Source organism: Bradyrhizobium sp. 44 (assembly GCF_023073095.1).
Classification (GTDB): Bacteria; Pseudomonadota; Alphaproteobacteria; order Rhizobiales; family Xanthobacteraceae; genus Bradyrhizobium.
The window spans coordinates 1-11,784 of record NZ_JADPIY010000026.1; the positions used below are offsets into that span (position 1 = coordinate 1).

Annotated in this window: 11 protein-coding genes; 7 read left to right on the forward strand and 4 right to left on the reverse strand. The window is 61.7% G+C overall.

From position 1 onward, the window contains the following. Nucleotides 1-1,254: MobQ family relaxase (gene mobQ, locus IVB41_RS24895; RefSeq protein ID WP_247435910.1), on the forward strand; the 1,254-nt coding region annotated here is incomplete at its 5' end. A gap of 24 nt (nucleotides 1,255-1,278) precedes the next feature. Here the strand turns inward: mobQ and IVB41_RS24900 are convergent. Then, nucleotides 1,279-1,866, reverse strand: a complete 588-nt coding sequence (locus tag IVB41_RS24900; RefSeq protein WP_247299893.1) for a hypothetical protein — start codon at nucleotides 1,864-1,866, stop codon at nucleotides 1,279-1,281. A gap of 400 nt (nucleotides 1,867-2,266) precedes the next feature. Here IVB41_RS24900 and IVB41_RS24905 point away from each other — a divergent pair, with 400 nt between their 5' ends. From IVB41_RS24905 to IVB41_RS24930, 6 genes are all read left to right on the forward strand, one after another. After that, a complete protein-coding gene (locus IVB41_RS24905) occupies nucleotides 2,267-2,584 on the forward strand; it encodes a hypothetical protein (protein ID WP_247299892.1) in 318 nt (105 codons plus the stop codon). After that, nucleotides 2,581-2,841 (forward strand): hypothetical protein, encoded by a 261-nt coding sequence (locus IVB41_RS24910; protein WP_247299890.1) that lies wholly within the window; start codon nucleotides 2,581-2,583, stop codon nucleotides 2,839-2,841. The genes IVB41_RS24905 and IVB41_RS24910 overlap by 4 nt, the downstream gene beginning before the upstream one ends. Then, complete coding sequence (locus tag IVB41_RS24915) at nucleotides 2,838-3,806, forward strand: tyrosine-type recombinase/integrase (RefSeq protein WP_247330373.1); 969 nt, start codon at nucleotides 2,838-2,840, stop codon at nucleotides 3,804-3,806. Before IVB41_RS24910 ends, IVB41_RS24915 begins: the two co-directional genes overlap by 4 nt. 142 nt (nucleotides 3,807-3,948) lie before the next feature. Continuing rightward, nucleotides 3,949-4,536, forward strand: coding sequence for a hypothetical protein (locus tag IVB41_RS24920; protein ID WP_247299914.1), 588 nt, complete (start codon nucleotides 3,949-3,951; stop codon nucleotides 4,534-4,536). Continuing rightward, entirely contained in the window at nucleotides 4,537-5,598 is a 1,062-nt protein-coding gene (locus tag IVB41_RS24925) for an XRE family transcriptional regulator (RefSeq protein ID WP_247299911.1), read from the forward strand. 175 nt (nucleotides 5,599-5,773) lie between these two features. Next, a complete protein-coding gene (locus tag IVB41_RS24930; RefSeq protein WP_247299909.1) occupies nucleotides 5,774-8,179 on the forward strand; it encodes a hypothetical protein in 2,406 nt (801 codons plus the stop codon). Nucleotides 8,180-8,679: 500 nt separating this feature from the next. On the opposite strand, the gene IVB41_RS24935 is transcribed toward IVB41_RS24930, so the two are convergent. The 3 genes from IVB41_RS24935 to IVB41_RS24945 all read right to left on the reverse strand — a co-directional run bounded on the left by IVB41_RS24935 (nucleotide 8,680) and on the right by IVB41_RS24945 (nucleotide 11,507). Continuing rightward, nucleotides 8,680-9,288, reverse strand: a complete 609-nt coding sequence (locus IVB41_RS24935; RefSeq protein WP_247299906.1) for a hypothetical protein — start codon at nucleotides 9,286-9,288, stop codon at nucleotides 8,680-8,682. A 1,243-nt stretch (nucleotides 9,289-10,531) separates the two neighbouring features. Then, nucleotides 10,532-11,179 carry a hypothetical protein gene (locus tag IVB41_RS24940; RefSeq protein ID WP_247299902.1) on the reverse strand — a complete coding sequence of 216 codons (648 nt, stop codon included), beginning with the start codon at nucleotides 11,177-11,179 and terminating at the stop codon, nucleotides 10,532-10,534. Nucleotides 11,180-11,192: 13 nt separating this feature from the next. Continuing rightward, on the reverse strand, nucleotides 11,193-11,507 hold the full coding sequence (locus tag IVB41_RS24945) for a hypothetical protein (RefSeq protein ID WP_247299899.1): 315 nt from the start codon (nucleotides 11,505-11,507) through the stop codon (nucleotides 11,193-11,195). Nucleotides 11,508-11,784 lie beyond the last annotated feature (277 nt).

An 11,784-nucleotide genomic window follows, 5' to 3' on the forward strand; every position in this document is an offset into this window, starting at 1 on the left:
CCTGAAACCGAGCCAGCGTCGGGCCGCTGGACCACGTATGTGCGCACAGGGCGCGGTGACGGGATGGCGCTGTACCGCTTCGAGCTGAAGGTGATCGGCGGCTCCGGCGGGCGTTCGGCCGTCGCCGCAGCCGCCTATCGCTCCGGCACCCGGATGGTCTGCGCCCGCCGCGGCCAAGTCTTCGACTACAGGCGGCGCAAGGGCGTCTCGTCGCGCGAACTCCTCGCTCCCCCAAGCGCACCGGCATGGGCTCGCACGGATCGCCAGAAGCTCTGGCAGATGGTGGAGGCGAGCGAACGCCGGGTCGACAGTAGGCTCGCGAAAGAGGCCGTACTCTCGTTGCCGCGCGAGCTGAGCGTCGAGGATCGCGTCCGGCTGGTCCGCGCGTTCGTCGAGCGGGAGATTGTCGCGCTCGGTCTTGTCGCGGACATCGCGCACCACGACGGACGGACGGGAAAAGACGATCCGGACGGCGGCAATCCGCACGCTCACGTGCTGATCTCGACTCGTCGCGTCGGTCCCGATGGGTTCGAAGGCAAGGAAAAAGCTCTCGACGCTCGAGACACCCTGTTGCATCTCCGTGAAGCGTGGGCTTCGCATCTGAACGAAGCGCTCGAGCGTGCCGGAGCGCCGACGCGGGTCAGCCACCTCTCGCTCGCGGCACAATGCGAGGACGCCAAGGCTGAGGCTGCCGATGCGCGCGCCAGCGGTGACACGGAGAAGGCGGACGAAGCCGACGCAGCGGTTTTCGTGCTTGATCGGAAGCCGGAGCCGAAGCTCGGGCGGGGACACCACCTCCGAACCCGCGCTGGCATTCAGACCGACCAAGGCGAGGCCGTAGACGCGCTCCGGATTGAGCGTGCCCGCCGACAAACGCTGACCGCGACCCTGCGCACGCTGCTCCGAAAGGCCGCGCAGTTTCGGTTGCAACTCGGCGACCGCCTGCGTCAAAGCTTGAGCGAAGGTGCCATGGCCTCGCTGCGGGATACCAACCTCGCGGTGTCGGTGGGTCGCTTGGCACGCGGCGAAGGGGAGCGCCTGACTCCCGATGAGCGCATCAAGGCACAGGAACGACAGCGCGCGTTGAGGCACGAACAAGCTGAGCGGCGCTTGGCTTTGGGAGATGGTGAGCAGGCCTCGGCACGTGAGCGCGACCTGCGTCGAGAGGAGATTGAGCGCCATCGTATCGAACAGGAGTTACTGAGGGTCCGCGCCGTGATGCGGCGAGATCGTGGACGTGGGATCGGCCGCTGAGCGGCCGATCCACGGGCCGGCGCGCTAGTCCCTGCCCCACCCATCGTTCCGAACCGGCTTGCGGGACTTGGGCTTGCGCTTCTGTTCGGCCTTCGGGGTGAGGTTCGGCGGCACCGGAGCCGGAGCCGGCTGAGGAACGACGGGAGCGGGCTTGGCCTCCGCGTCTTTCTTGGCGCGCGCGTCGATGATGAGATCGCCGATGGTACGGTCGAAATTCGGCCCGTCATCGACGTTCGGTGGGACCTTGCACCGACAGGTCAGACACCGGTCAACGCGCACCCGGATCCGCTCAAACGCGCGTTCGTCCTCGGGCGTGATTTCCTTGTTGTCACGCTTGAGGAGCCGCACGCGGTCCCAGGTATCGATCTCGAAATCCTCGATCTCGCATTCCCAGAGTTCGATCCGCACGTCTTCCGGAACGGGGACGCCCGCAACGTACGTCGCGGTACTCAGAAGAAGGGCATTCTCCTTGCGGCACTCCCATGAAAGGTGACCGGCTCTCCTGACCTGTACGAGATATCGACAATCATGAGGGCGCAGCGGGTTTGAAGCTTCCGGCGCAGCGGAGGCATTCTGATCTTTGCGGTCTTCGTTCTGATTGGAGTTGGACATGTGAGGCCCCGGCATTTCCAGTTGCGAGGCCGTCTATGAATATCGCTCTTTGCCGAAAGTACAGAGCGGAGACCATTGGATAAGTGGGCCGGACCGGCAGACAGTATCTTGAAAAAGCTGAGAAATACTGCTACAAGGAGCAAGAACGACATCATAAAGACGGGAGAGACCCGTCACATGTGGAGGGGCATTCGCCACCCCAGTGAAGTCGATGGACTTCACTGGCCACATGTGAATACATTCTTAAAAGTAACCTAATGGAATTTGGCGGCTCGCCAAAGCCCGAATTGGCGGCAATTCACAGTTTCGTGAAGGAGCTGCCTAGGGTGTGGGCAGCCGCGGGGTGGCGTCTTCTGGGCTGTGATAATGACGCTTATCGGAGGTCAAGACGGAGTCGGTCATGGTGGCGCTGTTGGAGCAGATGCTCCGGGACGTGCGCCGGGAGATCGCCGCGATCGAGATGCGCTCGGCCGCGCGGACTGCTGGGCTCCTCGCCCTAATCCGGGATGGGGCCGACACCGCCGAGCAGGACCGGCTGATGTCGGAGGACATGCGCACCCTGGACGGCCTGCGTCAGGAACAGCGGGTGCTGAAGGAGGCCCTGGAACGCCCCGACCTCCCGGCGAGCGCCCAGGATCTGCTCGATCTCGCCGACGCGAAACTACGCCTTGTCCTTGAGGCCCGACTCCAGCTCCAGGACCTGAGGGGTCAGGGATGACCGTCGCGCCCGTCCCGGCCTCATCGCTCCTCGATGACGCGCTCGCGGACGCAGATCGGGAGATCGCCGAGACTGAGCGGCGGCGCGAACGGCAAGTTCACCTCCTCCACGGCCTCGACCCCGGCACGAAGGCGCGGACCTGCGCCGAGCGCCTCCTGTGCGAGATCGACTGGACCCTCTCAATCAACCACACGCACCGAACGCTCATCCAGAACCTGCTGGCGACCGAAACCTCCAACGACGTGGGTTCCCCGTGACCACCCTTCCTACCCCTGTCGCAGAGACCGCAATCGGCCCCGCGCTCGACTTGGAAGCGGTCGCCGCCCGCGCCGCCGGACTCGCTCGGCAGGCGCGCGCCGCTAACACGCTCCGCGCCTACGAGGCCGACTGGCGGGAATTCGCGGGGTGGTGCGCCGCCCGCGGCCTCGAACCGCTGCCCGCCGCCCCGGCCGTGGTCGGGCTCTACCTCGCCGACTGCGCCGACCGGCTGTCGCTCGCGACCCTCGCCCGGCGGGTGAGCAGCCTCGCCGCCCGGCACCGCCGGGCCGGGCTCGGCCTCGACGTGCGCCACCCGGCCGTGGCCGACGTGCTGGCGGGCCTCCGGCGCGAGCGCGGCTCCGCCCAGCGCCGCGCCGAGGCCCTGACCGTGCCGCGCCTGAAGCAGGTGCTCGCCGGGCTCGGCGACGGCCTCGCCGACCGGCGCGACCGCGCCCTGCTCCTGGTCGGCACCGCCGCCGCGTTGCGGCGCTCCGAGCTGGCCGCCCTCGACGTGGCCGACATCGCCGTCCTGCCCGAGGGCCTGCGGGTCACGATCCGGCGCAGCAAGACCGACGCCGAGGGTCGCGGCGCGGTGCTCGCGGTCGGGCGCACGGGACAGGCGACGTGTCCGGCCGCCGCCTACACGGCGTGGCTTGCCGCGACCGGGATCGCCGAGGGGGCGGCGTTCCGCGCCGTCGACCGTCACGGCCGCCTCGGCGGGCGGCTGTCCGGCAACGCCGTCGCGCTGATCGTCCAGCGCCGCGCTGGCGCCGCCGGGCTCGACGCGGCGGCCTATGCGGGCCACTCCATGCGGGCGGGGTTCGCGACCTCGGCCGCCCATGCCGGGGTTGGCGAGATCCGGATCGCTCACCAGACCCGTCACGCCTCGCTCAGCACCCTGCGCCGGTACGTCCGTGAGGGGGCCCTGTTCGCCGACAATCTCGCTGTCGAGATCGGATTGTAGCGCTTCCAGGGCTCTCGTCTGGGACGCCCAGGAGTCCAAAGCGTAAGGCCCGACAAGGAGTTGCGGCTCGGTTATTGAAACGGTTATATTTTCCGCCATATCCTTCCAAGGGCGCGACGTGCTGCCGGATGGAGAGGGCCTTATGGACGTGGAAGAAGACCAGTCGCGCCAGATGGCGATCATCGAGCCCCTGCTGCTCGGCATCCACGACGCCTTGTACGAGGCGGTCGCCACCTACAACGGTGACGGGTACTCGGATGCGGTTCGTGCGCAGCACAGTGATCGCGCTGCCGCGTGCTGCATCTACGACCACGCCGAACGAGCGCTGATGGACCGCTTCGACGGCACGCCTGGGGTGAACTTCCTGGATCGCCGGGGGCTTCACCTGCTCAACTACCGGGATCAGGCGCTGATCCGGGTCAAGAAGGTGAACGGGTTAGGCCAACACGCTAACTACCAGACCCTGCAACAGCAGGATTATGACGACGAGATGCCCCTCCTCGATCTGCCCGAGGCGGCCGTGCGTCTGTATGCGGGCTACCAAATGGATGCCGCCGGGGCCGCGATCGAGCGGGTGATGATTGTCAGGCAGATCGGCAAGGACGTGATCTGGACGGCGCAGGTCACCGCTACGGAAGCCCAGGCTGCGTGGGTGGACATCACGCCGGAGCGGATCCCTGACACTGGTCGGACCGACTTTGAGGCGGCGCGTGCGAGACGAGGACGCTAAGTGACCGACGCGGTCTTCAACGCTGACATGCTGAGACTCGCGCGTGAGGCGCGCGAGATGACCCAGGCTGATCTGGCGAGAGAGGCGTCTGTCACGCAGGCGCTCATCTCGAAGCTCGAACACGGCCTGATCGGCCAACCCTCCGACGAGGTGCTGGGCAACCTCGCGAAGGCACTCCGCTTCCCTACAGCCTTCTTCCATCAGCGCGAGCGCGCGATCGGGTTCCCCGCCTTTCACTACCGCAAGCGCACGAAGCTCGGCGCGAAGCCACTCGCGCGGATCGGTGCGGTCATCAACATCCGGCGTCAGCACGTGGCGAGGCTCTTGCGCTCCTACGACCTGGAAGTCGCCAAGCCGATCCCTCAGATCGACCTGGACGAGAGCGGCCTCACGCCAGAGAAGGTCGCCGAGCGGCTGCGCGCGTACTGGATGCTGCCGCGTGGGCCGGTCGCCTGCGTGGTTGATACGATTGAGCAGGCGGGCGGCATCGTCATCATGACGAGCTTCCACACCAAGCTTCTGGACGGCATCAGCTTCCGTTCGGAGGGCATGCCACCGCTCTTCTTCATGAACAAGGATGTTGCCGGGGACCGCTTCCGTTTCTCGCTCGCGCACGAGCTTGGACACATCGTTATGCACACCGTGCCTGACGACGATCAGAAGATGGAAGAGGAGGCGCACCGCTTCGCTGCGGCTTTCCTCATGCCTGCCTCGGATATCAAATCATATTTGATATCTCCTAAGATTACTGCTCTCGGTAGAGTGAAAGCGTACTGGAAGGTCTCTATAAAAAGCTTGATTAAAAGAACTTACGACCTAAAATTAATTACTGATTCTCAGTACAAAAACATGAATGTTCAGTATAATAAATCTTTCAACGAGGGTGAGCCATACGAAATACAGGTAGAAGAACCTTGGCGCCTTAGAGATATCATCAAGTATCACTGCAACGAGCTTGGATACAGCTTGTCTGACTTGGCGCGCCTTCTGGCTGCGAACGAAGCCGACGTTGAGCGCGCGTATCTCCCGCGCCAGGGCCTACGCCTCGTGGTTTCGAACTGAGTTTTGGGTCCCCTTCTACGTGACGAGGACGCGTGTCCAGTAGGCGTTGTCTCCGCCGCCCTCGACTACGAGAACCCCATGGGTGAGGATATTCACGACGCTGCCACAGCGCTTGCCACGGCATATGCGAACGGCGATGTCTACCGTGCATCGGGCATGGTCCAGCGGGAACATAATGTCTCTGTACAAAAAACTACAAGATGTCCGCAGCGAGGAAGACGTCAAAGATGTTTACATTCAGGCGTTAGGCTTGAAGAAATATACCAAAGGGCTAATTGATATTCGTACGAAGGAAATGTGGTTCGAGGCTAAACATCACGGCAAGGACTCAAGTTATAAGATGTTCACCCAGCTTCTGCATTATGTGCAGGATGGGTTGAATAAAGGGGACGAGTTACCACCGTTCCTGGCAGTAATGGATACTGAGAAGGCGGCTCTGATGAAGACCGCTGATGTTATTCCATTTTTGAAAAAGAAGACGATAAAATGGGGCAAGTCGGCTACTAAATTCCCGAAGGAGGCGCTCGACCAAGTATCCGCGTTCATTGGAACAAGGATGGTCTCGTTCAGGATAGCGACGCACGAAGATGAATTCATCAGTACTGTAAAAGCCGCTCTGACAAAGGGCGATATTATCCGCATTTCGATCACGCCAGATAATTTGAAGCAAGTTTTCGATAAATGGGTCGAGATGATCGGTCGGGAAATCGGCGGTGCTCCGGTAGATAAATATGCCCTTCTCTTTTTCGCCGACATCATGCATGACGGAACCAAGGCGACTCATGAAAACTTGCCGGCCGAACTTCTCCATCAAGGAGAAGCGCCCGTATTTTCCCTCGACGGTAAACTTTATAAACTAGGTAATCGTGAGGGTTACCGTCAGTTCTGGTCAATTTATCACCGCCCACCAGATGAGGAGTATCGCAATTACTTATTAGAGCGTCGCGACTCCCTAATCCCGCTAGACGAGCGTAGCTTCAAGGGCGCTTTCTATACTCCACTCCACGTGGTTGATAAAGCCTACGATAAGTTAGCCGACGTTCTTGGGAAGAACTGGCAGAAGAACTACATAGTTTGGGACATGTGCTGCGGCGTTGGGAACTTGGAAACCAAGCATTCCAACCCGCGAAACGTTTTTATGAGTACATTAGATCAAGCTGACGTCGATGTTATGAAAGCTACTAGAACCTGCGTTTCCGCCACTCGGTTTCAATATGATTATCTCAATGATGACATTACGGCTGATGGCAGAATTGACTATAGCCTCACCAACAAAGTGCCGCCCGCTCTGCGGCAGGCAATCGCCGAAGGTCGAAAGATCCTGATACTTATCAATCCGCCATATGCAGAAGCTGCAAACATAGATAACATCACAAGTTCTCGTGGGAAAAATTCAGAGAGCAAAAAAAGCGTTTCAAAGACGCAGATTGCTAAAACGATCAGTGATTTTGGATACGCTTCGCGCGAACTATTCGTGCAATTTCTAGTGCGGATCGCCAAAGAGATACCAAACGCTACCTTGGCTATGTTCAGTACCTTGAAATATGTAAATGCTCCAAATTTTGAGCCATTCAGGTCGTTTTGGAATGCATCTTATCTCGGCGGTTTCTTGGTGCCTAGCAAAGCATTCGATGGTCTAAATGGGAATTTCCCTATTGGCTTCCTTATTTGGGAAACCGATAATTCCGCAAAAAAGAAGACACCAATTACAAACATAGTTGCGGAGGTTCTTAATAAAAAAGGCGAAGCAATTGGCGAAAAGCAATTCTATAATCTACCAAGTGAGCGATTTCTGAGCAATTGGATTAAGCGGGCAAGGTCTAATAAGGATGACGCCCTGCCCTTGAAAGGCGCGCTCGTGCCAACGACTAGTATTAAAGATGTGCGTGGCACTAAATGGGCAGACGGAGCGATCGGCGGAATGATTGCGCCCGGTGGTGATGTTCAACACGCAAATCTTACCGCCTTGCTATCATCAGGGTACTGTAGCGCAGGCGGTTTTTTCGTCACCAAGGAAAATCTCTGGAAATCGGCAGTTGTGTTTGCGGTACGGCGTCTAGTTAAGCCGTCGTGGCTCAATGATCGGGATCAGTTCTTACAGCCTGATGAGCCTCTTACTGAAGAATTTAAGATGGACTGCTTAGTCTGGATGTTGTTCAGCACACAAAATCTGACGGCTGGCGCGAACGGATTGGAGTGGAATGGTCGCCAATGGAGTCTGGTCAATCACTTTATTCCGTTCACCGAGGCTGAAGTTAATGCACCTGACCGATTTGAATCAGATTTTATGGTTCAATACCTACATAAAAAGAAGTTTTCGGTTGAGGCTTCCGCAGTCTTACGAGCAGGTAAAATCCTTTGGCAAACGTATTTCTCCATCACCGATGTATATAGCGTTCGTCAAAGCCTCAAACTCAATCGCCCCGATGTTGGATGGTATCAGATCCGATCCGCTCTTGGTCGACGCGAGGAACAGAAAGACAAAATCGAAACCGAATTTGCTGTCTTTGACTCAACCTACGAGACGCTGACATCGAAGCTAGCACCGATGATTTATGATCTTGGCTTCCTAAAAACTTAGCGTGCAGCAGCGGCTCATGCTGGTAAGCAAGCAGGCGAGATCTCGGGACACGAGGCGGAGAGAGAACGTTCGTCTCCGCGCTGTCAATCTGCATAGGTATGGGCGCTTAGCGTACGTTTTCGAACATCCTCTGCGATGACCCCGAGTTGGCGTAGACGAAATACCAAAGGTCCAAACCGGGTGAACGACGACGCCTTCACAGATGAGCTGAGATCGGCCCTGGAGGCCCTGATCTCGGAAGCCCGTGCAGCAGGCCCAGGGCGGGTTGTGACCGCGGCCGAGCGCGCTGCGATAATCTGGGTCACGGACCGCCAGGAAGCCCCCGAGGCCGCCCGCCGCGATCTGCCGGTACCAGAGACCGCACGCCGCTTGCAGTAGGATCCCGGCCGCCCTGGCTCCTGTGGTGGGCGACGCGATCTCTCGTTCATGACGGACACCCGTACCCACGACGATCTACGAACTTACAGCCTCCCAGATCCGGACTGGTGCACAACTGCGGTTCAGCCGGCGAGCCGACGCCACCATGGGCGTGCTTTCCAGGCTTCCAGCTCGGCGCGGGCCTGGGCGGTCTCCGCTTCGGCTCTCTTCTCCAAAGCACTCAACTCTACCCGTGATTGAGCCGCTGCGGCATCGGCCAATGCTAATCGCGCTTGCAGCTCGCGCTCGCGACCCCCGGCCTCCTCAACGACCTGGGCGAGTTGCCGAGCGAGAGCGGCGACCTCCCCGACTAAGTGATCGGATTTCTCAGTCTCGGCGCTCCTGTCAGCTACCGCCTGCGACAGAGCTTGCTGCGCCTCTGTGAGAGCCCGCTCGAGCCGTTCGATATGGGCGGTTAGGAAGGCAACGAAGGTCCTTTCGAGAGGGCCTTCGACAGGAGGCTCAGCATCGATTTCGCTTTCATCGAGAGGGGTTTCGACACCTCTCTTGAGAGCCCGCTCAAACTCTTCGATAGGGATCTCTATCCGGGTCCTACCGTCGTTACCGGGGAGCCTACGCCAGCCCTGTCGGCGCACGAGCTGCCGAGCTGAAGCCGGTTTCAGAGAGAATGCTTCCTCGATCTCCGCATACGTCATGATGCGGGACGAAACCCCCTTCGACACCTCGCTCATGACAGCCCCTCGGTCACTCGGAATGAGACGGACGAGAGGGTGTGTCCATAACTCTTTCGAAAGGGTATCTGACCGCCCTTTCGAGACCCCCGTCGAGGGAGGGCTTACCGTAGCCGTGTTGACTGCCTGTGTCGGTACGGGGATGGTGGGCGAATGCCGGACTCGTGCCGGTTCGAGGAGATAACCGCCACGACGGCAACGTAGAAAAAGCAACGGCCCCTCAGGCGCCAACCTGAGAGGCCGTGGACCGATCTCATAGAGACCGGCGGGGGATCAAACACCTCCCGACAGTCTCACGAGCACCCTTAGGGGTCAAGACGGGACGCCAATCCCGTCAACGGTCTTGCTCGTTCTGTGGAAGGGTGTCGCCCGCTAAGGCGATGCTCGCTGCTGTGCCGTGGCCCGCAAGGGCTGGGACATGTTCGCTGAAGAACTTAGGCGCGCCGTCGAGGTTGCGCCCCGGGGCGCGCTGCCCGAGGTGGCGGCGCTGCTGTGGCGCGCCTTCGGGGCGGGCCAGGTGAGTGAGGCCGAGGCCGAGGCGCTGTCGGCGCTGATCGAGGGGCGGACGGTCATCCCGGCCGCGCCCGTGCCGCCGCGAAGGCCTGCTAGCTCCCGGCCGCGGAGCGACGCCCCGCCGGGCCGACCGTCCATCTTCCCCCCGAAACGCCATCAGCGCTCGCCGGATCGCGCTCGGTCACTAGAGCGACGGCGGACCTTGGCTGCCTCTGGTCCAATGCCCCCGGCGCTCGCGGCCCGGCACACGACTGGCGAACTCGCCGCGTTACGGATCATCGCCGACGAGGTGCGGGCGCGCGGCGCATGTGAACTGTGCGTGTCGGCCATCGCGGCGCGAGCCGGGGTGTCGGCCTCGACGGCACGCAACGCGATCCGGACGGCTGCCCGTTCCGGGCTTCTCCACGTCGAGGAGCGCCGCCTTCTCGGCCGGCGCAATGATCCCAACCGCATCACCATCGTGGATGCCGCTTGGCGGGCTTGGATCGCGAAGGGCGGCCGAACCGGGGGGGGTGCCTTCAAAAAACTCGAGCCCACGGACAGAGGATCTCAGAAAGCGCAATCTTGGAGCGGTCAGCGGCCAGCGGAAACGTCGCAAAGAGCTGCCGGGAGGCAGGGTCGGGCGAGGGCAAGGCCACCTTCCGATTCCGGACCGGGTCCGTCACGGCGAGTGCCATCCATGCGGTAGGCTCATGCACCCGATCGTCATTCCGAACGGCCCGCTGCGCACTCAGTAGCCGTCGAGCACGGCGTACTCGCCACGCGGGCCGAACCGCGGCGCGCTCAGGTCGATGCGGACGCACAGGCGCGTGCGCCTGTCATCGGACTGGCAGTTCGTCAGCACCACGCGGCCTGCGCGGCGTTGCCAGTCCTCGGCCCGCGCCTGGAGCGTCGGCAATGCGACGCGCAGGCGCTCGACTTCGGCGGCGAGGCGGGCGCGTTCCGCCTGACCCCAGAAGGTAGACGCGGCGACGCCGGCAAACTGTGCGCCGGTGGCGCCCAGCACGACGAGGCTCAGAACTGCGGTGAGGCGAAGTGTCAGCCGAGCCGTTGCCTGTCGAACCCCGTGCGTCGCTGCGTCGATCTCACCGCGCGCGTCGTGCAGCGCGGCCACGACCTCGCTGCGCAGTCGGTCGGCCCCGAGCGCGGAGACCGTCGTGTCCAACGACGCGACGCGGTCGGACAGCGTTCCGAAGGCCGGCCCGAGGGCCGACACGTCGAGGGTGAGGGTACGAGGTTTTGCAGCCGCCATCTCGGCCGCCTGTGCGGCCTTGAGCGTCCCCTGCATGTCCTGCCCGAGTCGGTCCACGTCGCGGCGGACTGCCTTGAGCGTGTCGAGCAACTCAATGACGGGGTCGGTTGAGTTCGCGCCGTCCATTGTCGGCAGGGTCCTACGAGTGCTCCGTCTCGGTGGGCGGAACAGGATCCTGTCTCATGGAGAAGATGTGCAGGCGGCCGAGAAGGTCGGTGACCCTTCGGAGGTCCACATCCGGAAGACCGTCGTTGTCGATGATCGAGACCAGCTGCTTGGCATTGGCAGGGCTGTCGTAGGCCCATCGGATCACAACAGCGCCGACGACCTTCGCCTCCCGTTCATCCCTGGCTTGGATTTCTGCCTCCACACGTGCGGTCTCAGCGGCAAGCGCCGTCAGCCTCTGTTCCGGGGTGCGCTTGATGCGCTTCGGCTTGGTCTCGGTCGTGTCCATGTTCGAAGCTCGCTTTTTGAGAGTTGCATTCGAGGGGCGGGCAAAGCTAGGGTTGAGTCCCGAAGGGCGCGGTTACGTCTCGGACTGCGTCCGACACCCGCGGTCCTCAGGGGCTGCGCCCCGCCGGACGGCTTCCCCCCAGTCCGGCGCTTAGGCGCCGGACGTCAGGGTTCCTCACCCTGAAACCGAGCCAGCGTCGGGCCGCTGGACCACGTATGTGCGCACAGGGCGCGGTGACGGGATGGCGCTGTACCGCTTCGAGCTGAAGGTCGTCGGC

Excerpts from the sequence above, each read along its gene's own strand:
- IVB41_RS24900 (WP_247299893.1), bottom strand. The coding sequence starts at position 1,866 with ATGTCCAACTCCAATCAGAACGAAGACCGCAAAGATCAGAATGCCTCC.
- IVB41_RS24905 (WP_247299892.1), top strand. The coding sequence starts at position 2,267 with ATGGTGGCGCTGTTGGAGCAGATGCTCCGGGACGTGCGCCGGGAGATC.
- IVB41_RS24910 (WP_247299890.1), top strand. The coding sequence starts at position 2,581 with ATGACCGTCGCGCCCGTCCCGGCCTCATCGCTCCTCGATGACGCGCTC.
- IVB41_RS24920 (WP_247299914.1), top strand. The coding sequence starts at position 3,949 with ATGGACGTGGAAGAAGACCAGTCGCGCCAGATGGCGATCATCGAGCCC.
- IVB41_RS24930 (WP_247299909.1), top strand. The coding sequence starts at position 5,774 with ATGTCTCTGTACAAAAAACTACAAGATGTCCGCAGCGAGGAAGACGTC.
- IVB41_RS24935 (WP_247299906.1), bottom strand. The coding sequence starts at position 9,288 with ATGAGCGAGGTGTCGAAGGGGGTTTCGTCCCGCATCATGACGTATGCG.
- IVB41_RS24940 (WP_247299902.1), bottom strand. The coding sequence starts at position 11,179 with ATGGACGGCGCGAACTCAACCGACCCCGTCATTGAGTTGCTCGACACG.
- IVB41_RS24945 (WP_247299899.1), bottom strand. The coding sequence starts at position 11,507 with ATGGACACGACCGAGACCAAGCCGAAGCGCATCAAGCGCACCCCGGAA.